The sequence below is a fragment of the Ammoniphilus resinae genome (genome assembly GCF_017873965.1).
In the GTDB taxonomy this organism is placed as follows: Bacteria; Bacillota; Bacilli; order Aneurinibacillales; family RAOX-1; genus Ammoniphilus_A; species Ammoniphilus_A resinae.
In genome coordinates this window covers 1-26260 of sequence record NZ_JAGGKT010000019.1, presented here as the reverse complement: position 1 = coordinate 26260, position 26260 = coordinate 1, and the positions used below count along the sequence as shown (strand labels likewise).

At 42.9% G+C, this 26260-nt stretch carries 26 protein-coding genes and 3 pseudogenes; 21 read left to right on the top strand and 8 right to left on the bottom strand.

Going from position 1 to position 26260, the window contains the following annotated elements; all coding sequences use genetic code 11:
- Positions 1-94 precede the first annotated feature (94 nt).
- The 8 genes from J2Z37_RS21140 (at position 95) to J2Z37_RS21105 (ending at position 8980) form a co-directional block, all read left to right on the top strand.
- The gene (locus J2Z37_RS21140) at positions 95-1099 is read left to right on the top strand and encodes a substrate-binding domain-containing protein (RefSeq protein WP_209812309.1); all 1005 of its coding nucleotides are present in this window, start codon (positions 95-97) and stop codon (positions 1097-1099) included.
- An 18-nt stretch (positions 1100-1117) separates the two neighbouring features.
- Positions 1118-2170: a substrate-binding domain-containing protein gene (locus tag J2Z37_RS21135; RefSeq protein ID WP_209812308.1), complete on the top strand. Its 1053-nt coding sequence runs from the start codon at positions 1118-1120 to the stop codon at positions 2168-2170.
- A 58-nt stretch (positions 2171-2228) separates the two neighbouring features.
- Positions 2229-3737 (top strand): sugar ABC transporter ATP-binding protein, encoded by a 1509-nt coding sequence (locus tag J2Z37_RS21130; protein ID WP_209812307.1) that lies wholly within the window; start codon positions 2229-2231, stop codon positions 3735-3737.
- A gap of 14 nt (positions 3738-3751) precedes the next feature.
- Positions 3752-4768 (top strand): ABC transporter permease, encoded by a 1017-nt coding sequence (locus tag J2Z37_RS21125; RefSeq protein WP_209812306.1) that lies wholly within the window; start codon positions 3752-3754, stop codon positions 4766-4768.
- A 19-nt stretch (positions 4769-4787) separates the two neighbouring features.
- Positions 4788-5741, top strand: coding sequence for an MBL fold metallo-hydrolase (locus J2Z37_RS21120; protein ID WP_209812305.1), 954 nt, complete (start codon positions 4788-4790; stop codon positions 5739-5741).
- On the top strand, positions 5738-6901 hold the full coding sequence (gene dgoD / locus J2Z37_RS21115) for a galactonate dehydratase (protein WP_209812304.1): 1164 nt from the start codon (positions 5738-5740) through the stop codon (positions 6899-6901). Before J2Z37_RS21120 ends, dgoD begins: the two co-directional genes overlap by 4 nt.
- Positions 6902-7006: 105 nt before the next feature.
- Positions 7007-8248 carry an enolase C-terminal domain-like protein gene (locus J2Z37_RS21110; RefSeq protein ID WP_209812303.1) on the top strand — a complete coding sequence of 414 codons (1242 nt, stop codon included), beginning with the start codon at positions 7007-7009 and terminating at the stop codon, positions 8246-8248.
- Between the two features lie 183 nt (positions 8249-8431).
- Positions 8432-8980, top strand: a complete 549-nt coding sequence (locus J2Z37_RS21105) for a DUF3231 family protein (protein ID WP_209812302.1) — start codon at positions 8432-8434, stop codon at positions 8978-8980.
- Between the two features lie 57 nt (positions 8981-9037).
- Here J2Z37_RS21105 and J2Z37_RS21100 read toward each other — a convergent pair whose 3' ends face one another.
- Positions 9038-10012: a cation diffusion facilitator family transporter gene (locus J2Z37_RS21100; protein WP_209812301.1), complete on the bottom strand. Its 975-nt coding sequence runs from the start codon at positions 10010-10012 to the stop codon at positions 9038-9040.
- A gap of 160 nt (positions 10013-10172) precedes the next feature.
- Here J2Z37_RS21100 and hemG point away from each other — a divergent pair, with 160 nt between their 5' ends.
- The 3 genes and pseudogenes from hemG to J2Z37_RS21085 all read left to right on the top strand — a co-directional run.
- A complete protein-coding gene (gene hemG / locus J2Z37_RS21095; RefSeq protein ID WP_209812300.1) occupies positions 10173-11582 on the top strand; it encodes a protoporphyrinogen oxidase in 1410 nt (469 codons plus the stop codon).
- 11 nt (positions 11583-11593) lie between these two features.
- A complete protein-coding gene (locus J2Z37_RS21090; RefSeq protein WP_209812299.1) occupies positions 11594-11800 on the top strand; it encodes a hypothetical protein in 207 nt (68 codons plus the stop codon).
- 243 nt (positions 11801-12043) lie between these two features.
- Positions 12044-13405 (top strand): annotated as a pseudogene (locus tag J2Z37_RS21085) (IS1182 family transposase); the annotation flags it as partial.
- Positions 13406-13625: 220 nt separating this feature from the next.
- Here the strand turns inward: J2Z37_RS21085 and J2Z37_RS21080 are convergent.
- Positions 13626-14408 (bottom strand): alpha/beta fold hydrolase, encoded by a 783-nt coding sequence (locus tag J2Z37_RS21080; protein ID WP_209812298.1) that lies wholly within the window; start codon positions 14406-14408, stop codon positions 13626-13628.
- 557 nt (positions 14409-14965) lie between these two features.
- Here J2Z37_RS21080 and J2Z37_RS21075 point away from each other — a divergent pair.
- Both J2Z37_RS21075 and J2Z37_RS21070 read left to right on the top strand, forming a co-directional pair.
- Complete coding sequence (locus J2Z37_RS21075) at positions 14966-15889, top strand: VOC family protein (RefSeq protein ID WP_209812297.1); 924 nt, start codon at positions 14966-14968, stop codon at positions 15887-15889.
- 63 nt (positions 15890-15952) lie between these two features.
- On the top strand, positions 15953-16972 hold the full coding sequence (locus tag J2Z37_RS21070; RefSeq protein WP_209812296.1) for a pirin family protein: 1020 nt from the start codon (positions 15953-15955) through the stop codon (positions 16970-16972).
- A 34-nt stretch (positions 16973-17006) separates the two neighbouring features.
- On the opposite strand, the pseudogene J2Z37_RS21065 reads toward J2Z37_RS21070, so the two are convergent.
- Positions 17007-17519 (bottom strand): annotated as a pseudogene (locus J2Z37_RS21065) (solute carrier family 23 protein); the annotation flags it as partial.
- 111 nt (positions 17520-17630) lie between these two features.
- Here J2Z37_RS21065 and J2Z37_RS21060 point away from each other — a divergent pair.
- The 3 genes from J2Z37_RS21060 to J2Z37_RS21050 all read left to right on the top strand — a co-directional run bounded on the left by J2Z37_RS21060 (position 17631) and on the right by J2Z37_RS21050 (position 20168).
- Positions 17631-18494: a PfkB family carbohydrate kinase gene (locus tag J2Z37_RS21060; protein ID WP_209812295.1), complete on the top strand. Its 864-nt coding sequence runs from the start codon at positions 17631-17633 to the stop codon at positions 18492-18494.
- Between the two features lie 144 nt (positions 18495-18638).
- The gene (locus J2Z37_RS21055; protein WP_209812294.1) at positions 18639-19034 is read left to right on the top strand and encodes a VOC family protein; all 396 of its coding nucleotides are present in this window, start codon (positions 18639-18641) and stop codon (positions 19032-19034) included.
- 840 nt (positions 19035-19874) lie between these two features.
- Positions 19875-20168 (top strand): hypothetical protein, encoded by a 294-nt coding sequence (locus tag J2Z37_RS21050; RefSeq protein WP_209812293.1) that lies wholly within the window; start codon positions 19875-19877, stop codon positions 20166-20168.
- A 184-nt stretch (positions 20169-20352) separates the two neighbouring features.
- Here the strand turns inward: J2Z37_RS21050 and J2Z37_RS21045 are convergent, their stop codons facing one another.
- Positions 20353-20541, bottom strand: a complete 189-nt coding sequence (locus J2Z37_RS21045; protein ID WP_209812292.1) for a DUF6954 family protein — start codon at positions 20539-20541, stop codon at positions 20353-20355.
- Between the two features lie 191 nt (positions 20542-20732).
- On the opposite strand from J2Z37_RS21045, the gene J2Z37_RS21040 reads away from it, so the two are divergent.
- The gene (locus J2Z37_RS21040; protein ID WP_209812291.1) at positions 20733-21047 is read left to right on the top strand and encodes a hypothetical protein; all 315 of its coding nucleotides are present in this window, start codon (positions 20733-20735) and stop codon (positions 21045-21047) included.
- A gap of 36 nt (positions 21048-21083) precedes the next feature.
- Here the strand turns inward: J2Z37_RS21040 and J2Z37_RS21035 are convergent, their stop codons facing one another.
- Complete coding sequence (locus J2Z37_RS21035) at positions 21084-21773, bottom strand: BsuPI-related putative proteinase inhibitor (RefSeq protein ID WP_209812290.1); 690 nt, start codon at positions 21771-21773, stop codon at positions 21084-21086.
- A gap of 199 nt (positions 21774-21972) precedes the next feature.
- Here J2Z37_RS21035 and J2Z37_RS21030 point away from each other — a divergent pair, with 199 nt between their 5' ends.
- Positions 21973-22530 (top strand): DoxX family protein, encoded by a 558-nt coding sequence (locus J2Z37_RS21030; RefSeq protein WP_209812289.1) that lies wholly within the window; start codon positions 21973-21975, stop codon positions 22528-22530.
- 38 nt (positions 22531-22568) lie between these two features.
- Here J2Z37_RS21030 and J2Z37_RS21025 read toward each other — a convergent pair whose 3' ends face one another.
- Together J2Z37_RS21025 and J2Z37_RS21020 are read right to left on the bottom strand one after the other, a co-directional pair.
- Positions 22569-23435, bottom strand: a complete 867-nt coding sequence (locus J2Z37_RS21025) for a DUF72 domain-containing protein (RefSeq protein ID WP_209812351.1) — start codon at positions 23433-23435, stop codon at positions 22569-22571.
- A 141-nt stretch (positions 23436-23576) separates the two neighbouring features.
- Entirely contained in the window at positions 23577-23768 is a 192-nt protein-coding gene (locus tag J2Z37_RS21020; RefSeq protein ID WP_209812288.1) for a hypothetical protein, read from the bottom strand.
- A 15-nt stretch (positions 23769-23783) separates the two neighbouring features.
- Between J2Z37_RS21020 and J2Z37_RS21015 the strand changes: the two genes are divergently transcribed.
- From J2Z37_RS21015 to J2Z37_RS21005, 3 genes and pseudogenes are all read left to right on the top strand, one after another.
- A complete protein-coding gene (locus tag J2Z37_RS21015) occupies positions 23784-24284 on the top strand; it encodes a hypothetical protein (RefSeq protein WP_209812287.1) in 501 nt (166 codons plus the stop codon).
- A 129-nt stretch (positions 24285-24413) separates the two neighbouring features.
- Positions 24414-24710 (top strand): protein kinase family protein, encoded by a 297-nt coding sequence (locus J2Z37_RS21010; RefSeq protein WP_209812286.1) that lies wholly within the window; start codon positions 24414-24416, stop codon positions 24708-24710.
- A gap of 119 nt (positions 24711-24829) precedes the next feature.
- Positions 24830-24952 (top strand): annotated as a pseudogene (locus J2Z37_RS21005) (MBL fold metallo-hydrolase); the annotation flags it as partial.
- Between the two features lie 48 nt (positions 24953-25000).
- Here J2Z37_RS21005 and J2Z37_RS21000 read toward each other — a convergent pair.
- A complete protein-coding gene (locus J2Z37_RS21000; RefSeq protein WP_209812284.1) occupies positions 25001-25276 on the bottom strand; it encodes a hypothetical protein in 276 nt (91 codons plus the stop codon).
- Positions 25277-26260: the final 984 nt, after the last annotated feature.

Here is a 26260-nt window from a genome sequence, read left to right as displayed (position 1 = left end):
AAAATGATACCTAAATCATAAAAAGAGGGAATTTTTTGTTTAATCAAACACCCCTATACTTAAATGTAAAGGGGGGAATAAGGAGCAGGCTTTTATGAAGAATCAAGACTTTTGGCATTTATTTCATGTAATCGCTGTCTTTTCAATCCTTTTGGCTGGTTGTTCTCCACAAGCCAATGGAAATATTCCTCTGCAAGCAACAGAATGGGGAAACCAGATGAATGTTTCCAATGTTCCACGTGACGATCTCTATATCATGGTTTCAGCATTGGGAGAAGTAGAGTATTTTAAAGACCATCAGTTAGGGATGAAGAAAGCTGGAGAGGCTTTAGGGGTTGAAACGGATTACGTGGGTCCCGATGATTTGGATCTGAATGCCATGAGAACATCCTTTCAGGAAGCCATTGCGAGAGAACCAGCGGGTATTATCGTTATAGGTTTTGATAAGGGTCTTAATTCTTTAGTCGAAGAAGCTTACCAAAGACACATCCCGGTTGTGACGGTCGATTCGGATCTTCCAGGATCCAAACGCATTGCTTTTGTAGGGACGGGCAATTTCCAGGCAGGATATGAAGGCGGAGTTAGGCTGGCCAAGTTAATTGGCGGGCAAGGAAAGGTAGCGCTTGTCACTAAAAAGGGTCAACCCAACCTAGATGAACGGGTATATGGATATCTTGAAGCGTTAAGAAAAAATCCCTTAATCCAGGTTGTAGAGGTGATTGACAATCAGGCGAATGCATCCTTAGTCGAAAAGCAAGTTGCCGAATTAATTAGAAAGTATCCTGATTTAGCAGGGATCGGTTGTGTGGAAGCCGTGGCAGGAGCTGGGGTTGCGCAGGAAGTCGTCAGGTTGAACCGGTCTGGAGAAATCAAGATTATGGCCATGGATAAGGATCAAAAGGTCCTTTCTTTTATCGAAAGCGGCGTGATTTCAGGTACTGTTGTTCAACAGACAGCTTTAATGCCCTTCTATGCGGTTCAAATTTTATATGCTCTTAATCATGGAAACCAAGAAATCAATAACACGCAAACACCGATGATGATTGACACGGGGGTCATTATCCTAGACAAACATAATTACAAGGAAATTCTAAATTAAATAATGAGGTGATTTTTCTTGAAAAAGCTTACGAAAGTCCTATCTGTTTTAACAATCGGCACTATGATAGCGCTTACAGGTTGTTCGAGCAGCCAACCGGCTTCTGGAAACCAAGCTGCTAGTAATTCCAACAACGCTCAATCGGAGGCCAAACCAGCTGATTCGAATAAAGTACCTGTCAAAGATCAGCTATATATCGAGGTTTCTGCGCTGGGTAATCTTGACTATTTCTACGATCACAAGCTTGGGATGGAGGCAGCTGGCAAGGCACTCGGCGTGCAAACAGAGTACGTTGGCCCTGCTGAATATGACATGAATGCGATGATCACGGCCTTTGAACAAGCAATTGCCAAGAAACCACAGGGAATTGTAGTAGTTGGATTTGAAGATTCACTAAACCCTGTAGTAGATAAAGCAGTGGACGCGGGCATTCCCGTTGTTACCGTCGATGGAGATTTGCCCAACACTAAGAGAGTTGCCTTTGTTGGTACAGGTAACGTTCAGGCAGGGATCAAAGGTGGAGAAGAATTAGCAAGGCTAATTGGAGAAAAAGGAAAAGTGGCCATTATGACAAAACCCGGCCAGGCGAATTTGGAAGAACGGATTCAAGGTTACAAGCTAGCCATCGCCAAATATCCGGATATTGAAATTGTGCAGATCGTAGATACACAATCGGATACGAACGTCGCTGCTCAAGGAGCCGCATCCTTGCTGCAGAAGTATCCTGACCTAGCTGGTATTGCATGTGTAGAAGCCGCAGGGGGTTCCGGTGCTGCGACAGCGGTAAAAGAAGCCGGCAAGGAAGGAAAAGTGAAGATCGTGGCGATGGACCGTGGGAATGATGTTGTTCAAGCCATTAAGGATGGAGTCATTTCTGCAACAGTGGCTCAGCAGACTGCCTTAATGCCATTCTACGCAACGGATATCCTCTTTAACATGTACAACAACGACATTGCGATTACAAATGATAACGCCAAGGCAGGAGTTACAGGTGCTCCGACGATGATTGATACAGGAGCAGTCATCGTGAACCAATCCAATGCAGACCAATTCTTACGCACGAATCAATAAACCAAATGAAGGAACCTCTATTACGAGGTTCCTTTATCCAAAAGAAGGAGGTGTTGATATGGGGGAAACCATCCTGCAAGTAAAGGGGATCACCAAAACATTTCCTGGAGTGAAGGCATTAGACCAGGTAAGTTTCGATCTCAAAACGGGTGAAGTACACGCGCTGCTCGGCGAAAATGGGGCAGGGAAATCAACGTTAATGCAGGTACTCGGAGGTATTTATCAGCCTGATGCAGGAGAATTAATTTTGCAGGGCAAATCGGTTCGATTTAAGCATGCATATGATGCGACAACACGCGGGATTAGTGTCGTCTTTCAAGAGTTGAGTCTGGTCCCGAATTTGAGCATTGCGGAGAATATCTTTGCTAATCGACAGCCAACCAACCGATTCAACTTAATCAAGAAAGAAAAAATGTATGAAGAAGCTCGAAAATTACTTCAGTTATTTGATGAGGATATTCATCCCGGCACTTTGGTTAAATTTTTATCACCAGCTACGCAACAAGTTATAGAGATTTTAAAGGCTATCTCTTATAACCCGAAGGTGCTGATCTTAGATGAACCGACATCCTCGTTAACCACTGTCGAAGTGGAAAAGCTTTTTGCCAATATTAGAAAACTTCAGCAACAAGGGATTGCTGTCATTTATATTTCACATCATCTAAATGAAATCTTTGAAATTGCGAATCGGGTAACCGTTCTTCGTGATGGGAAGTACGTCGGTACGGAACCGATTGAGTCGCTGACGGAAGATAAAATTATTCAAATGATGGTCGGCCGTGAACTAACCAACATGTATGGCGATCGTCCATCCGATGCAGAGATTGGCGAGGAAATTTTTACAGTACAAGGTTTAACGAGAAAAGGAGCCTGTTATGATATTTCTTTTTCTTTAAAGAGAGGAGAAATTCTCGGGATTGCAGGATTGGTAGGCGCCGGACGAACGGAGCTTGGACGGACGATATTTGGAGCGGAGCCCGCTGATTCAGGTGCAATTTATCTTAAGGGTCAGAAGATTTCTATTCGTTCCCCGAAACAAGCGATACAGCAGGGGATTGGCTATTTGACAGAGAATCGCAAGGAACAGGGCTTGTTTCTCGAAAGAACGATGAAGGACAATGCCATAGCACCGAACTTGAAAAGATTCACGAGCAGAGGGCTTGATTTTATCAATGAGAAAATGGTTGATCAAACAACAGAAAGATATCGAGAGCATTTCCGTGTGATTACACCAAGTATTAAACAAAAGGTGGGGCGTTTATCTGGAGGGAATCAACAAAAAGTGCTTCTGTCTATGTGGGTAGGGATTGAGCCCAAGGTGTTAATCGTTGATGAGCCTACCCGTGGGGTGGACGTCGGGGCAAAAAGTGAAATTTACCAGCATTTGCGGCAACTAGCTAAACAGGGCGTGGGGTTGATTGTGATTTCGTCTGATTTGCCGGAGGTCATGGGTATAAGTGATCGGATTCTAGTAATGAGAGAAGGGAAAATGGTTGCTGAATTTCAGAAAGAGCAGTTTACACAGGAAAGAATTATTGCTGCAGCTTCTGGTGTTCTGATCAGCTAAGAGGAGGGAAAAAAGTGACGTTTTTAAAAAAGCTAGTCGAAGTCCGTGAATTCATGATTGTTATGATTATTTTAGTTCTAGGGGTTATTCTTTCGATTTCTTCACCCGTCTTCCTCACGACGCAGAATTTATTATCTGTTTTGCTTGGGCTTTCCGTGGAAGCCATTATTGCAGCAGGAATGACAGTATTAATGGTTGCCGGAGGCTTTGACTTATCTATTGGGTCAGTGGTTGCATTTGTTGGTGCTGTTACGGCCATGGCACTCCGCGCAGGGGCTTCTGTACCGCTCGCCATTCTTCTCGGAATTGTGGTTGGCGCTGCCGTAGGTTTGTTAAATGGATTTATTATCGCCAAGCTGAAGATCAATCCGTTTATCACCACACTTGGAACCATGCAAGCGGTCCGTGGACTCGTGCTTATTGTTACCGGTGGAAGGAATATTTCCGGATTGCCGGAAAGCTTCACTATACTCGGTCAAGGTAAATTGTTCGGGGTGCAATCCCTAATCATTGTCATGTTACTGGTCATTATTATCGGAGACATTTTCCTTCGAAAATCCAGAGCACTTCGACAAACCTATTATATTGGTTCTAGTGAAAAAGCAGCCATTTTGTCTGGAATTAACGTTAATAAGGTGAAGATTTGGATCTATGTTTTAAGTGGGGTATTGGCAGCTTTGGCCGGGATCCTCATGACTGCCCGTTTAGGAAGCGCTTCAGTTACTGCGGGAACTGGGATGGAGTTTCGGGTGATTACGGCTGTCATCATTGGAGGCGCCAGTTTGCAAGGGGGCGAAGGAAGTGTTTTCGGGGCATTTCTGGGGTGTTTGTTGATGGCCTTGATCACCAATGGAATGAATCTCGTTGGAATCGATGTGTATTGGCAGAACTTTGTTGTCGGAGCGACGCTGTTAGTAGCCGTGATCATTGATCAATATACCATGAAACGTAAAGAAAGAGCGTCACTTAAAACAAAACCAGGACCAGCGACATCCACATCAGGAACAACCACATCCAGTACCCCATCATAAAAAGGAGGGAACAGGTATTATGCAATTATTCCAGGGAATTCACCGCATTACGACCCAAAATGCTAAGCCGTTGCATCTTTATTTACTGACCGGGAAGGAACGTACCGTTTTATTGGATACGGGGATGGCTTCAACTCCGAAGGAAGTGATTTTGCCCTACTTTGAAAAAATAGGAATCAATACAGAAGATCCGATTGATGTCGTGATCACGCATGCCGACTGTGATCACTGTGGCGGGAATCATGCTTTCAACGAAATTTGTCCCCATTCTAGCATATATGGCTCGCCAAGCGATCGTATTCTAATTGAAAATCCAGCTGAATTAATGCGAAATCGTTATGAGGCATATGAGAAAGACCATGGGTTGGTGTATGATCAAGAAACGAAGAAATGGCTGAAGGAGACTGCAGGTTTTCCACTACCTATAGAATCTATTGACTTTACACAAAAGTGGTCCCTTGAGGAGGATTGGTCCATTGAATTTAAAGAGCTTCCTGGACACACAGCTGGCCATCTGATGGTTTGGGACTCACGACACGCTGCAGCATTTATCGGAGACGGCGTATTGGGGCATGGCGAATATGATCTGGAAGGGCGATTGTTTGTCCCACCGACCTATGTGACGGTCGATGGTTATCTTTATTCAATTGAACAGCTGGAACGTCTTCAACCAGATGTGATTTTCCGCTGCCATTGTGATCCGATTGAAAATGAGAACGTCGGACGCTTTCTAAAGGAAAGTAGAGAGTGGGTGCAAGCGGCAGAGGCAGAAGTGAAACGGTTGATCGGTGCCCATCAGGGGATCTCTTTACAGGAGATGATTGATTTGCAGGAGAATCTCGGCCAATTTGTCTTGCAAATGGATTTAATGTACTCTTTTGCCGCGCATCTAAAGCAACTGGAAGAAAGAAATTGCATTTACAAGAAAAAAGATGGAGAAATTCTTCGTTACTATTGGGGGAATCCAGTGTGAAAATAACAGATATCAAGACCCACGTTGTGAATGCTCAAATGAGGAACTGGATTTTTGTTAAGGTAGAAACGGATGAAGGAATCACTGGCTGGGGAGAAGCATCACTCGAGTGGAAAACAAGGGGTGTTGTTGGCTGTATCGAAGATTTAAAACCATTTATTCTTGGATTAGATCCAACGAACATCGAACATTTATACCAGGTTATGGTGCGACATCCCTTCTTCCGTGCGGGAGCGGTGGGGTATTCGGCGATCAGTGGAATTGAGATGGCATGTTGGGATATTTATGGCAAAGCAGTTAATCTGCCAGTGTATAAGCTGTTGGGCGGTAAAGTGCGGGATAAGATTCGGATGTATGATCATCTTGGCGGGGGACAGATGGATAGTCTTTATAACTCTATCGGTGACTGCGATGCAATGGTTGAAAAAGCACTCCAGTCTGTGGCTGAAGGATACTCGGCGATAAAGGTCCTGGTTGTCCCGAAGACAAATTGGCTGGATGGCAAGAAAGTATTGAACCATGCTGTGACACTCATGTCGGCCATTCGCGAAGCTGTTGGAGATGAAGTGGACATCATGATTGACTTACACGGACGGACGACTCCAGAAATGGCGATCCAATATGCGAAGGAATTAAGCCCGTTTCGCCCCTTCTTCTTCGAGGAGCCTTGTTTACCAGAGAATGTGGAAGGAATGGTAAAGGTCAGCCAAAGTATCGATATTCCTGTTGCCACCGGGGAGCGGTTGGTTAGCCGTTTTCAATTCCGGGAACTGTTGGAGAAAAATGCTTGCGCCATTATTCAACCTGATATCTGCCATTGTGGAGGGTTATGGGAAGCTAGGAAAATAGCGGCCATGGCAGAGGCTTATTACGTTAGTGTAGCCCCGCATAATCCACTCGGACCGATTGCAACAGCAGCAGCAATCCAGTTTGCAACATGTACTCCAAACTGGTTAATTCAGGAGTCTTTCCGCAGTGATGTGAAATGGCGGGATGAAGTCGTGATGAACCCGATTCAAGTGGAAAACGGCTTCGTTATCCCATCTGAAAGACCCGGTTTAGGAGTGGAAGTAGACGAAGAGCAGGCAGCAAAACATCCATTCCAGCAAGAAGTGCTTGCACGCTACTGGCATGAAGATGGCAGTGTAGCTGATTGGTAGAAAAGCAAGATTGCCATGATTAGACTTGTAGAATTTCCTGTTTGCATAAATTTTATAAATAGTGCTATTGTTTTTTTAGAGGAGTAAAGAAAGGAATAAGTGAAAATGAACCTGCAAATCCGCGATGTGAAAGTCATTCTAACTGCGCCAGAAGGAATTAATTTAGTTGTCGTCAAGGTCGAAACGAATGAACCTGATTTGTACGGTCTTGGCTGTGCAACGTTTACGCAGCGATATTTAGCAGTGAAAACAGCCATAGTGGAATATATGCGTCCGTTCATCTTGGGGAAGGATCCGCGGCGGATTGAAGATATATGGCAGTCAGCATCTGTAAGCGGGTATTGGAGAAATGGTCCGGTAATGAACAGTGCGCTATCAGGAATCGATATGGCACTATGGGATATAAAAGGAAAGCTTGCTGGTATGCCAGTATATGATCTGCTTGGTGGCTTATCACGAACTGGTGCTGCTGTCTATCGTCATGTGGACGGACGAGATGAGCAAGAGCTAGAAGATAACGTCCGTAGAATGCAAGCTGCTGGATACAAATACCTCCGCTGCCAAATGGGGGGGTATGGTGGCGGGGTGAAGATTACAGAGGCGACGAACCTCTCTCCTGGTTCGTTGTTTAGGCTGAAGGAATCACCGGAAAGCGCTCCTCCTGGTGCTTACTTTGACCGCGAGCAATACCTCCGAAGTGTTCCAAGAATGTTCGACCACTTAAGAAAAACGGTCGGATTTGACTTGGAATTGATACATGATATTCACGAACGCGTGGCACCAATTGATGCGCTTCGATTAGCCAAACAGTTGGAAGAATACAATCTTTTTTTTCTTGAGGATCCTGTTGCACCAGAAGATCTTAGCTGGGTAGAAAAAATCCGCCAGCAAGCAGGGGTTCCTCTGGCTATTGGGGAGTTATTTGTTCATCCCGCAGAATGGATGCCGCTGATTAAAAATCAACTCATTGATTTTATTCGGTGTCATGTCAGTGCCATTGGTGGGATTACCCCTGCACGAAAGCTTGCTGCGACCTGTGAAGCCTTCGGTATACGGACTGCTTGGCATGGACCAGGTGATGTATCACCTGTCGGCCATGCTGCCAATGTGCACTTGAGTGTCGCCTTGCCAAACTTCGGGATTCAGGAATGGACACCGATATCGGAAAAGCTGCATGAAGTATTCCCGGGGAGTCCGGAAGTGAAAAACGGATATGTATATCCGAACAATCAGCCTGGTTTGGGCATTGAAATCGATGAAGAGAAAGCAGCCAAATATCCTTGTGAGAATACATTGCCAGAATGGACATTGGCCAGGATTCCGGACGGAACGGCTGTAAGACCGTAGAACATCTAGACTGGGCAAATTCTAAGGGATGCCCCCATGTTGCTATGGAGAGTAATTCACTCTACTTTAAAAGGTTCTTTTGTTGTCTTGTTATCAGCCTAGAAAATTTAATTGATTGGTATATAGAGAGTTTTAATATTAGAAATCTCCTTGGTGCAAAATAATTCCAAGGAGGTGACATTTATGCCAAATATTTTTGATGCAGTAACAAGTATAGCTAAATCTATTTTTGATGATGAGCCAAAGCCACCACTTCATATAGGGGAAGCGATGGCGTGCTGGACGTATTACGCCATGCTGATGGAAGCCATTGCATATGAAGAAGTGGCTCTAAATATGACGACAGACGATGAATTGCTAGGTATGGTAAATGATGCAGTGAAAATGTGCTACAACCAAGAAAAACAACTTAAAGAGTTTATGGTTCGTGAGGGAATTACTTTACCACCTGTTTCCGAAGAGAAACCAAAGTCTGATCCCAATGCAGTTCCTCCAGGTGTGAAATTAACGGATAATGAAATTGCAAACGGTCTCGCTTTAAAATCAACAACAAGTATCATCCATTGTGCAACATCTGCTGCTTCAACAGTTCGTGTCGACCTTGGCATCTTGTGGACGGAGTTTTTAGGCGAACAGTTAACATATGGAATGACTCTAAAAACAAAGATGAGAAAACGTGGTTGGCTAAAACAACCACCATCGTTTACACCACCGGGTATAAGCCATCCATAACCATGCATGAGACCGACTCAACGCGCGAGAGTCGGTCTTTTGTTTGTAGGGCAGCTTTTATTTAATGATTTCATCGAGCTTCTGCTTTTTTTCTTCCCAGTGATCAATTTGATCTTTTTGATCAAATTCGATGGTCACATCTGCCACCCCTTCCTGGGAGAGGATTTGTTCTTCTAATCGATCCTTGATAGCATCCGCCTGTTTAATGGTAAGAGAGGAGTCCACTTCGATCTCAAGCTCGACATGAAGCTCTTCCCCCTCGCGGAGAACGACTACCTTTTGAATGTCTTTGACGTCGGAATCATTCATCACTAATTCCCCGATGCGCGCTTCCATCGTATGATCAGCTTCACCAATCGCGCCAGACACATTATCTAAGAAAACACGGCTCACAACATAAAACATGGAAATACCGATGATCATGGAAACCACACCTTCCGCTTGGACAAAAGGGATAAAGTGCCCAATTAAAACGGCGATGATCGCTAGCACACCACCGCTCGAAGCCACCATATCTTCCATAAAAACAAGACGTGTTGCTGGAGAAGCTTTTTTCAGGTTTGTAAAACTTGCGCCAACAACAGAAAACCCTTTCGCCTCCACGCCCGCTTCGGCAACGACATATTTCATCGCTTTGTAAAAGACGAAAAACTCAAGCACGACACCGATTCCGAAAACAGGTAACAAAATCCCAAGCGCTCCGCCTTCTGACGGATGCAAAATATGATGAAACCCTTCCTTGACGGTTTCATAGCTCATGATCGCCACGATCAGAACCGCTGCAAGGCAAACAAGATTTACCACACGACCGAATCCGTTTGGAAAACGATCGGTCGGCTTTCTTTTAGAAAGGGCGGTTCCAACGTAGACAAACCCTTGATTGGCAGCATCAGCAAAGGCATGCATGGTTTCCGCAAACATGGCAGGACTCCCTGTCATCAGCCACGCTCCGCCGCGCAGCAAACCGATTAAAAAATTGACGGCACAGGCCATCAGGGATGATTTATTCCCTTGTTTTAAAAGTTCGATCATAAAAAACCTCCTTCTCTATATTTAAGTATTTCCATATTATGACTTAGTTCTTCGTACAAGAAAAGTTTATTGCAACTGACGTAGCCTTCAGTATTAGCAAATGACTGGCAAGAATGTTATTCTTAATGAAACGAGATTCGGCATAAAGAGGTGGCATATCGTGAAAACAATTGTAGTGGTCGGTGGCGGTATTACAGGGCTAGCTGCGATGTATGAATTACAAAAATGGAAGACTGAAACCGGGGCAGAGGTCAGACTCGTTTTGACAGAAGCGGCCGGTCAGCTTGGTGGCAAAATTCGCACAGTAAAACAAAGTGGATTCTTGATGGAAGCAGGAGCCGATTCCATTGTCGCCCGTAAAATAGAAACCATGAGCTTGATCGAAGAACTGGGTTTAAAAGAGGAAATCGTCTACAATGCAACAGGCCAATCCTTTATATACGCGGAAGGTCAATTAAAGCCCATTCCAGAGGATGCCGTCTTCGGTATTCCCGCTAGCATTGAATCATTGGCGAAGAGCACGCTTGTCTCTGCTGAAGGAAAGGTCGAGGCACTGAAGGATTTTTACACAAAAAATGAAACATTCACCAAAGAAGATTCGGTGGGTGCTTTCTTGGAGCATTTTCTCGGGACAGAGTTGGTTGAAAAACAGATTGCCCCTGTTCTATCCGGCGTCTATTCCGGGAAGCTAAGTGAGTTAACCCTCGCATCCACCCTTCCATATTTGATCGATTATAAAGAGCAATACGGAAGCATCATCAAAGGGCTCGAAGCCAATAAACAGAAATTTAAAGGCGGGGAGAAGAAGTTCCTTTCTTTTGCAAAGGGGTTAAGCTCCATGGTGGATGCCTTTGAGGAAAAGCTTTGTGATGTTGAGATTTTAAAGAATACGAAAGTAGATCGAATCGGAAAGGTTGACGACCGGTATCAAGTGCATCTCAACAGTCAAAAAATCATTGAAGCAGATTATGTAGTCCTTAGTATTCCGCACACAGCTGCGGAAGTCATTTTGGAAGATTCGTACCTTAAAGAAGAATTTGCAGGATTGAAAAACAGCTCATTGATTAGTGTGTATATAGGGTTTGATGTGCCTGACAACGTGCTTCCTGCGGATGGAACAGGCTTCATCACCGCAACTACAGATGAATTATCCTGCAACGCCTGTACCTGGACAAGTCGGAAATGGGAGCATACCTCAAAATCCGGAAATCTGCTTGTTCGACTCTTTTATAAAAGCAGCCATCCATCCTTCGCTTTGTTAAAAGAAATGAATGAGGAAGAGCTTCTTCAGGTTGCGCTTGGCGATCTTTCGAGTGCAATGGGGATTCACGCAGAGCCTGTCGTCAGTGAAGTCACGAAGTGGACCGACCAAATGCCCAACTACCTCATTACCCATCCGCAAAGTGTCAAAGCACTGGAAAGGAAAATGGAACTCAACTACCCAGGCATCTTCCTTGCCGGCTGTTCTTATTACGGAGTGGGGATCCCAGACTGTATGGAAAACGGGATAAATTCTGCGCGGAAGATTATTCAAATGTATAATTCAATAACACAAATTACCTTACACTAGGGGGATTTCTCGTGACAGTGATAGATTTCAAAGCCGCACAGAAATGGGCGAAGCTACCTAAAGACATACAAGAAATTGTTGTAAACAATGTTTATTGCTCTACTTGTGGAGTGACTACAATCGTTAAGTATACGATTCATGACGATAAACTCGGAGTTCTACTCAAGGGAAAATGCAAAAAGTGTGGGGAAGACGTAGCGAGGCTTGTAGAGAAATGAGTAAGAGAGTTATCTTAGCATTTGATAGACGGCGTTTTTCCGCTTATTTTTAAAAAAGTAGATAAAAGGGGTAAAATAAGCGGAGAATTTCCGTTTAAGCTTGTTTGAAAACGCTATCACCCTTATGTTTTTAAAAAATAGGGGTATTTTCTCAGGCTGTTGAGAAAGTCACTTTTTATACAAGATTAACGCGTTAATGTGGTATAATTTAGGTATAGAAAATACCTGGAAGGCGTGACTATCTTGCTAAATCGCACGAATTCTACTCAATCTAAAACGAGCCAACTTGAACTGGTAGATATAGAGTTATTAGTTCCTGAGAAGCACCTCCTTAGGTTAATTAATGAACACGTAGACTTTTCCTTCATCAAAGAAAAAGTGCGTCCCTTCTACAGTGAAACCAAAGGAAGACCTTCACTTGATCCGGTTGTACTGTTCAAAATGATGCTCATTGGATATCTCTATGGCATCCGCTCTGAAAGACAGTTGGAGCAAGAAATCATCCCGAATGCTGCGTACAGATGGTTTTTAGGATTGAGTTTTGCAGATCCTGTACCTGATCATTCAACGATCAGTTGGAATCGAAATAACCGGTTTAAAGGTACAACCGTCTTTGAGGAAATCTTTGATGAGGTGGTTCATTTAGCAATTCACCATCATATGGTGGCTGGTCGTCTCCTCATTTCAGACTCCACGCATATCCAGGCCAATGCCAACAAAAATGCTTATACTATGCAGGTGGTGAAAGATCAACCGCACGAGTATTTGCAAGAACTCGAAAAAGCAGTGAACGAGGATCGTGAAGCACACGAAAAAAAGCCCTTACCTCCAGCCGGGGAGGAACCGACAGAAAAGAAATTGAAAAAAAGTACGACAGATCCTGAATGCGGATTTATGAAGCGGAAGGGAAAACCTGAAGGTTTTTTCTATTTGGATCATCGTACTGTCGATCACAAATTCAATATTATTACGGATGTATTCGTGACGCCCGGTAACGTCAACGATGCAACTGTTTATTTGGAACGGTTGAAGAGTCAGATTGAAAGATTCGGTTTCGCAGGGACCTTGGAATCAGTAGCTTTGGACTCGGGTTACATGACGCCTCACATTTGTAAAGGGACCCTTGATATGAACCTTTTCCCTGTCATTGCAGAGCGCAACGCCGCTGACACGGAAGGCAAGTTTTCCAAATCCCAATTTACTTACGACGAGGAACACGATGCCTATGCTTGCCCCGCCGGCCAAACACTACCCTACGCTACAACGAACCGCCAGGGGTATAAAGAGTATCGGTCGGACTCGGACGTATGCAAGGAATGCCCTTTCTTAAAACAATGTACCTCAAGTGCGAATAAACAAAGGACTATTCAACGCCATGTATGGGAAACGTACAAGGAAAAAGTGGTCCAAAACCGCAAAAGTGAGGTCGGAAATGCCATATACCAATTACGTTGCCAAACTATAGAGCGAAGCTTTGCGGATGCTAAAACACTCCACGGGCTTCGCCGTTGCCGGTTCCGGGGAAAAGAAAAGACGCAGGAACAAGCACTTATGACGGCAGTGGCACAAAACCTAAAGAAGATTGCTCGGCACCTAGCCAAGCAATCTCAACAGGAAAATTCTCTCTGTTTTACTCATTTCACTTATCTAATTCGAAATTGCTCCTCCTGGAACAAGCAGAATTGGATTGCTTAAAACCACTTTCTCAACAGCCTGATTTTCTCCGTCTATTCTGGCCTTTTTCAAGCATTTTTTAAAAATAAGCGGATTTCCTCCGCTTATTTTTGGGGAGCTTCGTTGAGCTCTTTGATATCCAATGAGACGATCAACCAATAAATTGCTGCAATAGCTGGTTAAACTTTTCATGTTCTTCCCAGAACAGACCATGTCCGCTGTATTGAAAGGGGACAAGCTGTGAATTTCTTATTTTTTGATTGAGTTCCTGTGCTTGGACAAATGGAATGACTTTGTCATGAATGCCGTGAACGATTAAAGTAGGGACAGAGAGTTTTGGCAAATCTGCATATAACTGCTCATCTCTTAGAGTAACAATGATTGCTGCAGTCGACCATCCTGCTGCCTGCATTCCCAATTGAAAAAACCAGTCTGAGAACGGGCCTGATATATACTGAAAGAAAAAGGTTTCTGTTACATCCCGCATCATTTTAGGACGGTCATTTAACGATTCATTAAGCAATCGGTCAGCGGTTTCTGCTGTAAAACCTATAGGAGCCGCCGCATCGATCAGAACAAGCTTAGATACTCCGTACCCATTATAGCGGGACAGATAGCGAATCGCGATCGACCCACCTGTGGAGTGACCAACGAGTGTGAAGTCGTGTAATTGAAGGACACCGACTATTGTTCGGATATCATCGGCCAATCGATCAAAATTGTAGCCGTTCATCGGTTTATCCGACATCCCGAACCCTCTCCAGTCAATACCAATACAACGATACCCCATGGAGGGAAGAACATTAAACTGATACTCAAACTGTTTATGGCTTAACGGCCAACCATGTAGAAACACAATCGTCTTCCTGCCTCCGGGATTGATATCTTCGACATACAAATTGACCCCAGGCTCTACATTAACAAAATACCCCACAAAGACCCCCCGTATCATTAAGCATTTCAACAATAAGATACTCGCATAGGCAAATATAGGTGTTTGATTTTCCTTCTGAATAGACCTTTCAAGTTTACGGTCGTTTTCCATGCATTTATGGTCGGTTTTATCACCTTTACTGTCATTTTTTGGATCATTACTGTCAAAAATCATGTTTCAGGTGGGATTTGAAAGGGGAGTGAGGGGTATCTGTTGGTTATTGTTAAAAAGATTTCAACCACACTTTAATCTAATGAGATTTTTACAAGAACTTTATTAAAAGCCAGTCAATCCTCTGTATATACGATCGTTTTTGTAGGGTTTACGGTCATTTTTAAAGTATTTACGGTCATTTTTCGCGAGACCATCCATCCGGTACTGGCAGGGGTATATTCCGCCTATATAAAGGACCTGCGCTGCAAAATAAACGCGGGAATTCTCAAATCTGCCGGTTTTCTATTAAAAAAGCATAATATTCTAACTATCGGCTTGAATTGCTCATTAAGCAACAGATATACTTGGTAGCAAATGGAAGTAGAAGGAACAGGAGGATGACTATGCCAAATTCTAATCAAAAAATCGTTTCCCATTTATGGTACGACAAGGAGGCAAAGGAAGCAGCCGAGTTTTACGCTTCCATATTCCCAGACGCAAAAATTACGAATGTCACAACACTCCACAACACACCATCAGGCGACAGCGATATCGTTTCTTTTGAGTTGTGGGGGCAGCAGTTTGTGGCCATCAGTGGTGGTCCTTTTTTTAAGTTGAATCCGTCGGTCTCTTTCATGGTTAATTTTGACCCATCGCGGGAAAAAGACGCAGAAGAAAAATTAAATGAGGTTTGGAACAAATTGTCTGAAGGTGGTACAGTGTTAATGCCGCTTGATCAGTATCCGTTCAGTGAGAGGTATGGTTGGATTCAGGATAAATATGGGTTGTCGTGGCAGTTAATCCTTACGAATCCAGAAGGAGAAGAGCGGCCCACGATCATTCCGTCGTTTTTGTTTGTTGGTGAACAATGCGGTAAAGCGCAAGAGGCGATTCATTTTTATCTCTCCGTATTTAAGAACGCAAAGCAGGGACTGATTGCCCGCTATCCTGAAGGGATGGAACCTGACAAAGAAGGAACCATCATGTTCGCTGAGTTCATGCTTGAAAATCAATGGTTTGCAGCCATGGATAGCGCGAGGGACCATTCGTTCCGTTTTAGCGAGGCGATCTCATTTATGGTTAACTGCGACACACAAGAAGAGATCGATTACTACTGGGAAAAGCTGTCTGTGGTTGCTGAAGCCGAGCAATGCGGTTGGTTGAAAGATAAGTATGGTGTATCTTGGCAGATCGTGCCGAGGGAGCTGGATGAGATGCTGAGCAAGGGCACACCGGAGCAAGTTTCGTGCGTCACGCAGGCATTTTTAAAAATGAAGAAATTCGATCTTATGGAATTAAAGAAAGCCTACAAGGGATCGTTAACGTAATTTCTAAATAAATGTGGTAAACTAACTATAAGTAAGAAAAAAGGCAAAGAACGGAGTGAGCATATGGCTGATGGCAAAATTCTCGGCATTCAAAAATTAGGATTTCAATGGCAAGCGGAAGATCCCTTTTTAGTGACGATGTATCATAAGGATCATTATCCTGCTGGAAATGAGGAACAAGGAGTGGATCCAGCCTTATTAGCGGGTAGAAACATAGGCCAAGATTTCGAAGGACGTGACGGTTTTCGGATGTATCATGGTGAATCCGTACCAGGTTTTCCCGCCCATCCACATAAAGGATTTGAAACGGTAACCGTTGTTTTGGAAGGAGCCGTTGACCATTTTGATTCAAAAGGTTCGTATGGACGTTATGGTAATGGAGATGTCCAATGGTTAACGACAGGCAGTGGATGTCAACATACGGAAATGTTTCCACTCGTGAATTCAGACAAGCCGAATCCGCTGGAACTGTTTCAAATTTGGCTGAACCTACCTGCCAAAAGTAAATCAGCCGTACCCGATTATAAAATGTTATGGGCGGAAGATATTCCTGTCATCGAACAAAAAGCTGCGAACGGCAAAACAACGACAGTTCGGTTAGTCGCAGGGAAGGTCAATGGTGTGGAGAGCCTGGAGCCAAACAGCGCTTCTTGGGCCCACGATAAAGAGAATCATGTGGGGATTATGCATATTCGCATGGAGCCAGGGGCGGTTTTCACTTTGCCGGCCGTATCGAAGACGTTGAATCGTAATCTTTATTTTTATGAAGGAGATGCCATTCAAATCAATCATGAAACGATTCTAACCTCACATCGGGTAAAATTAGCGGGGGATCAAGAAGTTGAAATCACAAACGGAGCAAAAGAAAGCTTTCTTTTACTCCTCGAAGGTGAACCGATGAACGAGCCAGTCGCGCAATATGGTCCCTTTGTTATGAATTCAAAGGTTGAAATTCAAGCCGCATTTGAAGAATTCCAAAGAAACCAATTTGGTGGCTGGCAGTGGGGGCGCCATGACCCGGTAAACGAACGGAATGCCGGAAGATTCGCCCACCACTGGGATGGCAGAGTGGAAAAAAGGTAAAGTATAAAAGAACCCAATCCAGGGTTCTTTTTCACGTTAAAGGGGATAGCAAGTTTCCAATTGAAATATAGGTAGCCTCGTTGGACACGATGATTCCGGCGTTTTTCAAGCCAATAAAGGCAATGAAAAATCCAATTCCGGAAGCAATGGCATGCTTTAAATCGGATGGAATGGTATTAATAATTTTTTCTCGGATTTTCAATAAACTTAATAACACAAACAGGATACTAGCGACAAAAACACCTGTTAAGGCAACTGGCCAAGCGATTCCCATCCCAATACATACGGAAAACGTAAAAAAAGAATTAAGGCCCATACTTGGAGCAATAGCAATGGGATAATTACTGAGTATGCCGATCAGGAGCGAACCAATGATTGCTGTTAATGCGGTTGCGGTAAATACAGCTCCCTTTACCATCCCCGACTGGCTAAGAATGAGTGGATTGACAATTAATATATAGGCTATAGATAGAAAGGTCGTCAGTCCCGCAAGTGTTTCCTGTTTATAGGACGTATTTCGTTCAGTAAGTTGAAAGAAGTGTTTCATGATGTCCACCAAATTTCTATTTACTGTCATCCATTATCTCCCAAAACCGGTGTGGTAAACTAGGAGTAAGAAAAATAGGCAAGGAATGGAGTAGAGGAGAAAATGAATAGGGTGAAGGGGATATTTGCGGGTTTAACAAATCTAGACATTACCTATTACCAAAGTGATTTTCCACAAGAAAACTTCAAAAGTAAAACAAATCATTTTCAAACCTTTATTGGTGGACCTGCTGCAAATGCTGCGATCACGTATGCTATTTTAGGTGGAGATGCAACAATAGTCACTTGCCTTGGAGATACCACCATTGCCAAAGCCATGAAGTCGGAGTTTTTAGAGATGTATCAGGTTAATATCGTCGATTTAGCAGAGGGATCTGAGCTTTTACCTAGTATTTCTAGTGTGTTCGTCAATACAGAAAAGGCAACTCGCACGATTTGGAGTGGACAGCAGCAGTTTTCCATTTCTGAAGAAACAGGGTATGAAAAGTACATCTCTGAAGCAAGTTTTTGCTTTTCAGATTGCAATCTCCCAGAAGTAACCATTGACTTTTTGAAGAAATCTAGAAAACTCGGAAAAGAGATTGTATTAGACCCAGGATCCTGGAAACCGCATTTTCCAACATGCCTAGCTTTGGCTGATGAGGTCATCGCTTCTGTAAATTGCAGGCCACCAGAAGGAGATCTATTAACCTTTTTGCAAGAAACCAATGTAAAAAATATCGCCATTACAGACGGTGAAAACGATACCTATTGGTATGAAAACGCCAATCAAGGTTTGATCCATGTCCCAAAAGTAGAGGCTATTGATACTTTGGCAGCTGGGGATGTCTTACATGGTGCCTTTTGCTACTATCGTTTTCATGAAGGATTACCGTTCTGTACGGCAATGGAGAAAGCAACCCTCGTCGCGTCTGAAAGTGTAAAGTATTTTGGACCTCGTGAAGGGGTTTATAAAATAGTGGAGTTAAGAGGATAAGTTTGAGATCGTGCTAAATTGAAGGTGAACTGCATTTTGTTTAGACACATACTTGTCTTACCTGCTTGAAATGATCATTAAGCAACAATTATACTAGGTAACAAATGGTAATAGTTAATTACACTAAATAACTTGGAGGTAGTCATGGGAAGATTGGTTCATTTCGAAATCCATGTAAGTGATATGGAACGGGCAAAAAAGTTTTATGGAGAGGTATTCGGATGGTCATTTCAAGATTGGAGTGAGTATGCAGGAATGCCTTACTTTGGAGCAGTGACTGGCGATGAGAATGAACCTGGGATCAATGGTGCACTGATGCAACGGCAAAGTGCTCCGCCAGAATCAGGCCAGGCTTTGAATGGCTTTGCTTGTACAATGGGAGTGGAAAATTACGATGTAACAGAAGCAAAAATTATTGAAAATGGCGGCAAGGTTGCAATGCCAAAATATGCGCTGCCAGGAATGGCGTGGCAAGGATACTATATTGACACCGAAGGCAATATATTCGGCATACATCAACCTGATGTGAACGCAAAATAGAATTTTGAAAATCCAGTGAATGGCATGTTCTAATACGGAATGGAAAGTATACGGGGTTACTAAGAGTAAAAAGGGGAAACAACACTTGTAAGTTCATCGTCATAAGCTCGATGAAGATCATTGTCAAACATTTCAAGGGTAGGATTGAACTTCATAAGCCCGATGAAGATCATTGTCAAACATTTCAAGGGTAGGATTGAACTTCATAAGATCGATGAAGATCATTGTCAAACATTTCAGGGGTAGGATTAAACTTCATAAGCCCCGTTTGGAAGTTGTGAATTGACTGGGGGACAAACCAATATAAATATCTATTCTCATTTGCTTAAGAATTTCCGTCCGAGGGGGGAATTCCCAGTACCTCCTACCGTATTCCTACAGACACATTAAAATATTTGCCAGTAAACACCTGAAAAATGCCAGTAAACACCTGAAAAATGCCAGTAAACCCTATAAAAACGCCAGTTAATCTATTGAATTTGCTATTAAATTTCCTCGAGGGACTATGACAAAAGCGGAAAGATAAAAAAGTAAAAGAATATTGATTCCTTTTATATATACACTAAACACATACCCCTCATTTTTCCTTCCCGAGACCCATAACAACTGTCTATTATCCAGATAAGACGAAAAATTGCCAGTAACGTTTGGAAAAGTGCCAGTAACCACGCAAAAAACGCCAGTAAATCAGAGCATTAACATTGGTGACGTTATTATGAAGGCTACTTGGCGACGTGGATGATCTTGATTGTGCTCATGCAGCGGGAAGAGTAATAATAGTCACATCTTTCTTAATTTTGATAAGGCATAATGAAGATAAAACACGAAAGGAGAGGGATTATGCCTAATTATGACGATCCACGTTTACTAGAAATACTAACCCCTTCACAAATGGAGGCTATTAAAGAAGCTGGATATATGCTGGTGCCCGCAAAGGAAGTTAGGGAAATTGTAAAGGATTATGATATAACCGATGATTTAATTGATAAAGTTGTTGAAATCTTCGAAAGTCGAATTGAAAGAAGTTTTAGGGAAGAATATGGGTATTACCATCTAAGAAACAGGATTGACATATTTGATGGGGTTTATGTTGACCCTGATATTGGATTGAATAGACAACATGGAAAGAAATAAACGGTGTGACGTAAAATTGCCAAGAACAAGCAAATTTACTTCGTCCTTAGTTCAAATAGGTTACATATTTTTGCTATTTAGATGTGCATAACTTCAACAAGTTTCAAAGATGTAACACCAGCAACATAGAGTTCTTCGGGACTTTGTGATTGCTGGCCTTTTTATCTTTTCCTAAAAATGCCCCTTATTTATTATGTCGCTTTAATATGAGCCAAAAGATATACGTGATTACTCCATAGACTCCAATCACCAGTGCCAACGTCATCAATCGTTCTGGAAATGTGCCGTCCGCTAACAGAACTGGGCCCAGACCAAAGAAGGTGACCAGACCATACAATATGACAAATACTAGAATATACAACCATTTTCTCATGTTATGCAATCACTCCTTCATTAATCTTCTTCACTACTAAGGACGCACTAAAGCTTGTTCGTGTTTCATTAGGTGGTCCTCAGCGAGATCTGAAGGCATGTTCGAAAATCCCGAAAGCGATGTGGTAAACTAGGAGTAAGAAAAGTTAAACGTAATTTTTTTTATTCCCATCAAGGAGTATAAGCTATCTTATGAATTCTAACCCAAATATTCACCCACAATGCCGCGAGGCCATCAATCGACTAATGAAAATGAAAGACCCCAAATTTCCTGACTTCGTTGACCTTAAGACCTATGGAAATGACGTCTATTCCTCTATGGGATGGGATCAACTCCAACGTTTTATTAATGAAAAGACAGTTGTTGTTGTGGAACAATTTGAAGATGAAGCGAACATCTTGTCTGCACTTCGCTGGGTCGCACGTGGGCTGCCTGTCTCACTGGCCATTCGGAAGGTCCGGGCGGATCACTCCCTTTATCGGTATAAGACACCCAATCGAGAGTAGAGGAGAACCATCGCGATAAGCGACGGCTCTTCCTTATTACTTCACAGTGAAGGTGTACTTATGTTTCGCTTGATCTTCGTTTGAAGTGATCCAAAATTCGATGGTGTATTCACCCTTTGGCAAAGTGTCAACCTTATCCGTCATTACCCACTCTTCCCCTTGTTTTAAGACCTTTTCACCTAATGCCTGTATGAAAAGTTTGTCGGCCGCGTAGCTTTTCACCACCTCACCTTTTGAGTTTCGAATGACATAATCAAATCGTTGCCCGCTATTAAAAGCCAAAGTCATTTCGCGTTCGGTTTGATTCTTTACAACAAATGTGAAATCGATACTTCCATCTTCATTTGTTTCATGCGAAATGCTCGATTCTAATGAGCCAGCTACAATGCCCTTTGGAGGCTGCTTTTCGTTTTGGAAGTTAATCACACGATGATTCCTATCCCAGTCCACTTGGTAGCCAAAAGATTCTGCGGCTAATCGAACAGGAACATAGGTTGTTCCTTCATAAATCATCGTAGTGGGAACATGCTTCTTACCATTGAAAAATTCCCCGGATTTATCGTCGATCCCATGACCTTGAAGGGGTTCTCCGTTTACATGCAAACGCATCGGGTCCAAACTAACCTGAATTGAGGTTAATGCAGAAGTAGCGAGGACCGCCCCTGTTGTTCCGAAAATACCAATGACCATCCCTAAAGCAACTAATTTCATGGCTGTTTTTTTCATAGTAACCACCTCTTTATTGTTCTTATTTATTCTGACGTGAAGGGAAAAGGAAAGGTTTCAAATAGTCATGTCTCTCTCATCTGTCCTGACAGAGATTCGGTAATTACCGAAAAAACGGCGTACTGAACCTAAGGGGACTTTAATACTATGTATTGAATACCATAAGGCTTAGATATTTACCAAAAATGAGGGATGAAAAGTGAGCAAAGAAATTATCATTCCAGATAATCGGGTATCAACCTTATTATTTTCTAGTACGCGATCTGCATTATTCTGGTTAGTCATCCGAGTTTACGTTGGCTATGCCTGGTTAACGGCTGGGGTTAAAAAAGTGAGTGGAGACGCTTGGACAGGGGAGAGCGCTGGAAAAGCCATTGAAGGTTTTGTCCAAGGCGCACTAGCAAAAGCTTCGGAAGGGAAGGATGTCCAAGGATGGTATGCCTTTTTCTTAGAAAATGTCGTGCTGCCAAACGCTAGCTCATTCTCCTATTTGGTGGCATGGGGAGAAGTCCTTGTGGGATTGGGGCTTATATTAGGCTGTTTAACGGGGATTGCTGCCTTCTTCGGGGGATTCATGAACGTGGTGTTCCTGCTTGCTGGGACGGTCAGCTCCAATCCGATCCTTTTCGTCTTTGCTACATGGCTTGTGCTGGCATGGAAAGTAGCTGGTTGGTATGGCCTTGACCGCTGGGCTTTGCCGTATTTAGGGACGCCATGGCAAAGGAAGATTGAAGTGAATAAGAAAATGGACGTTTAGACGCGAGAGGGAAAGGTGTTTACAAGGGTGAAAAAGCTTCAATTTCCCAGCTGATCAAAAAGGTCCAATTGTTCAGGCTCTCTGTCGCCGGATTCGTAACGAATGCCGAGGATCTGCATCATCTGCTTGGCATTGGCACAGGCATCGCCACCTGAATTGTTGTTGAACAAGAGGCCAATTTCCTTGCTCGATTGCTGCAAATGCCGGATGTTTTCGCTCCATTGCAGCAATTCTTCCTCACTGTAGCGGTACAAGTACCGGACATCCCGCCAGTGAGGATTTCCTTTGTCCAACCAGCCCCCAACGTTGCGCCCATGAAAGCGGACAAGGCAATAGTCCGGATGTGTTGAATGCAGGACGGTCGGAACCGATCCGTTACCTGCTTGGGGTTCATCGCAGATACTGTGGATCCAGCCTTCTTCTTCCATGAATTTTAAAGTCCTATCCATCATGGCAGGGGAGAACCAGCTCGTATGGCGAAATTCCAAAGCGACGGGAATCGCTCCCATTTGATCTTTCGCATCACGGAGCAGATCGACATTTTTCCTCGAGCACTCAAACCAGGGCGGAAATTGGAACAGAACAGCCTTAAGCTTCCCGGCCCGGATCACCGGCTGAATGGATTCCAGGAACGTTTGGAACATCTCACCGCGGCTTGCAAAAGCCTGCTTTCCCCGCAGATGTCCGGTCATTCCCTGGTAGGCCTTAATGACAAACGAAAAATCGTCAGGGGTCATCTCCGCCCACTTTTGATAATTTCCTGGCGATTGGATGGCATAAAAAGAGCTGTCAACTTCAACCAATGGAAAATGCCGGCTATAAATGCGCAGTTTGTTGCGACTGGGAGTTCCTTCCTGATAAAGATCATCATGGTCACCCCACCCGGTCAGTCCGATATGGATCATCATCTCTCACCACCCTTGGCATTTTTTTATCCATATTTTATCAAAGGATGGAACTATGGGCAAAATATAAAGCCTGCGGGATTCAATTCCACGGGCTTATTCTATGTTTTCTAGCATGGTCGCTTACTAACATAGTATACCCTACAAACCGCTGTCGCGCTTCACTTCAGAAAAGGAGCCAGACCCCTCTGAGCGAAAAGTGGTTGCTTTGCGAAGTCGAACATAAGTTTCCTTGATTACGATAAATTCCTCTTTTTCATAATTCCACGAAGATCCTCCTGCAAATGCTGATACATGGTAAATAGAACGATAATAAACTGATTGTGATTTCAATTGGGAGGTGTAAATATGGGAGTTCGACCAAATTCAAGGCCTTTGGCATACGGATCACTTTATAATCCTTCTCCAGATTTCATTGAAATAGATGTAAGACAAGAAAATCAACGAGTTGATTTTACTACCAATGGTCCATTATTTAGAACGTCTGCAGATTTTGAAAATGATGAACTTGTTGTACTTACTGGTGGAGTGTATGAAATTAGTATGAATGTAACTATCCAGTGTTCTGCTTTTGCTTCATCGCCACCCAGTAATGTAATATTTAGGCTATTTATTAATGAGAATACACCAGTACTTGAAAGTGATTTTGAATTATTTAACAATATTGTTTTCGCTGGTATACAGCCTGGGCAGGGTATACAATCAGACGTAAGGACTACCATAGGCAAAACTATACAACTTGAGTTGGAGCCGAATGATAGATTGAGTGTTAAATATGATTTAGTTGGTGCTGGAGGCCTGACACTATATAGACAGCCTTCATTAACAGCAACAAAACTTGATGAATAATACGAAAGTTAAGTCAACATATTATATACTGCTATTTGCGCAAGGCTGCTTTGGCAGTCTTCTCTTCTCTTTTCTTATAAAAGTAAAGGTATAGAATTATTAATCTTAAACGAAACATTAGCAAGAGAGGTGATAGAAATTGATCCTAAGGAACGTAACCTTACAGGGATTATCGATTTTGGGGACCTTCAAATCACCGATCCGGGCTACGAATATACTTATATTTTTGAAGATTGTGGTGAAGAAATTGCATACTATGTTATGCAATTAAGAGGAGTAGACGATATTGAACGCAAGCTGAAGAAAGTTTCTTTTTTCGTAACTGCCGACCACCTTGCAACAGTTTTAGAAGGGATTGAACGAAATGATCAGACATTGATCAACGAAGATATAAAGTCAATCCGCTTGGAAATGGAAAATAGGTAACTTACATATTCTGCTTGATCATCTAATAGAATAAATGTGGCTGTTTAAATAAGTTCTGGTAGGGACAAACCCGATTTTTAGTATGATAAGATGTAGAAATGGAAGAGCGGAGGGGAGCCATGCTATCATACATGTACTTGAGGATCGAATTTGAACATAACGGACAAAAACAAATCATTTTTCCTGTCATTCTTCGCGATGAACGAGATACGATTCTCATTGACTGCGGTTATCCGAATTTTGAAGTAAAATTCCCATACTACTAAAAAGCTCCCCTCTGTCCCTGCTAGCTAGATTTCCAAAATCCATTGACGAAACGTGTTCGTTGCTGCATCAATCTTCTCAAAAGTCTCTTCTTTCTCCATTTCGTACTCTGGAAAATCAATGATCCTATTTTTTCTCACTACAATTCTATTGTCTAGGCAGTTAATTTCAACAAAATATGGTGCTGGTTCACCCTCAATATACTCATACGTCCTCACATGCCCTAAAATTGTGATTTCATTTGGTTTTAAGGCCAGAGCATTCTCAAAAGACATAATGGTTTCGTTCACAAAATAGTGCAAAATATGATACCTCCTCGTGATAAGCTGATATTCATTATATCGTAAGTTAACGCATAAAAGACGGAGTGAAAACCGCTGGCTCTGTTTAAAACAGTTTGGGTACTGATCGCAAACGGCGAAACGCTGTTGCACTAGGGGTCAGATCTCATCTATGAGTTAAAGCTGATGTAGCTTTGCGAAGTCAAGGCACAATTTATAGTAAAATGGTAAGAGGAGTTGATCATCTGACTTGATTAATTCTAGAATGATTTACTAACTAGAATATGGGTGATCACGGATTGTGTGGATGTAATTATCCAATGGGTATTTATAAATATGGAACAAAGGAGGATTACATGTCCTGGAGCAAAGTGAAGCAAGTACGATATGAAAAAAATTCTTCAAGCCCTAAAATAGAACGACTTAATCTGGCTGCGAAAGATTTAATTCTTCGGAGACCATTCTCCACCGAATAAATAGAGGTCCCCTGGTTTATGGTTGTGAGGGACGGAATTCGTATGTTTAGGATTAGGGGGATTGATAGTAGAGGAGTGGCACATCATGGCTGCTCCTCTTTTTGTTGATAAGATTGGGCTAGAAAGGGTAATAATTTCATTTTATTGAGGGATGCGATTTAATAATAACCTTTTTAAAATTACTCCAACACCTACACCGATAATTAAAAACAAGATGGAGAGCCAAATGGGTCCTAAAAGCACCCCGAAAATCATCAGGGCATTGGAATAGATAACCCCTATGGTGCCAAAATAAGCTGAGAATACAAAGGGAAGAAAAGAGTATGGTTCCTTGCCCCCTCCAGCATCACGATAGGCGTCCCACATACCGAATAGGTACACACAAGGATAGAACATGAGCCATTGATAATTCGCTTGTTCAATGGCTGTCTGTATTGTTACTGACGCGCTATAATGCCCGTAAATTGACGGTTTTAAATGACCTTAATTTGACGGGCATCTTGACCAGAAGGGAGGTGGGAAATCCACC

What these genes read in the sequence shown, in the direction of transcription:
- J2Z37_RS21140 (WP_209812309.1), top strand. Translation starts at nt 95, where the DNA reads ATGAAGAATCAAGACTTTTGGCATTTATTTCATGTAATCGCTGTCTTT.
- J2Z37_RS21130 (WP_209812307.1), top strand. Translation starts at nt 2,229, where the DNA reads ATGGGGGAAACCATCCTGCAAGTAAAGGGGATCACCAAAACATTTCCT.
- J2Z37_RS21120 (WP_209812305.1), top strand. Translation starts at nt 4,788, where the DNA reads ATGCAATTATTCCAGGGAATTCACCGCATTACGACCCAAAATGCTAAG.
- J2Z37_RS21110 (WP_209812303.1), top strand. Translation starts at nt 7,007, where the DNA reads ATGAACCTGCAAATCCGCGATGTGAAAGTCATTCTAACTGCGCCAGAA.
- J2Z37_RS21105 (WP_209812302.1), top strand. Translation starts at nt 8,432, where the DNA reads ATGCCAAATATTTTTGATGCAGTAACAAGTATAGCTAAATCTATTTTT.
- J2Z37_RS21100 (WP_209812301.1), bottom strand. Translation starts at nt 10,012, where the DNA reads ATGATCGAACTTTTAAAACAAGGGAATAAATCATCCCTGATGGCCTGT.
- J2Z37_RS21075 (WP_209812297.1), top strand. Translation starts at nt 14,966, where the DNA reads ATGCCAAATTCTAATCAAAAAATCGTTTCCCATTTATGGTACGACAAG.
- J2Z37_RS21070 (WP_209812296.1), top strand. Translation starts at nt 15,953, where the DNA reads ATGGCTGATGGCAAAATTCTCGGCATTCAAAAATTAGGATTTCAATGG.
- J2Z37_RS21055 (WP_209812294.1), top strand. Translation starts at nt 18,639, where the DNA reads ATGGGAAGATTGGTTCATTTCGAAATCCATGTAAGTGATATGGAACGG.
- J2Z37_RS21050 (WP_209812293.1), top strand. Translation starts at nt 19,875, where the DNA reads ATGCCTAATTATGACGATCCACGTTTACTAGAAATACTAACCCCTTCA.
- J2Z37_RS21045 (WP_209812292.1), bottom strand. Translation starts at nt 20,541, where the DNA reads ATGAGAAAATGGTTGTATATTCTAGTATTTGTCATATTGTATGGTCTG.
- J2Z37_RS21040 (WP_209812291.1), top strand. Translation starts at nt 20,733, where the DNA reads ATGAATTCTAACCCAAATATTCACCCACAATGCCGCGAGGCCATCAAT.
- J2Z37_RS21035 (WP_209812290.1), bottom strand. Translation starts at nt 21,773, where the DNA reads ATGAAAAAAACAGCCATGAAATTAGTTGCTTTAGGGATGGTCATTGGT.
- J2Z37_RS21025 (WP_209812351.1), bottom strand. Translation starts at nt 23,435, where the DNA reads ATGATCCATATCGGACTGACCGGGTGGGGTGACCATGATGATCTTTAT.
- J2Z37_RS21015 (WP_209812287.1), top strand. Translation starts at nt 23,784, where the DNA reads ATGGGAGTTCGACCAAATTCAAGGCCTTTGGCATACGGATCACTTTAT.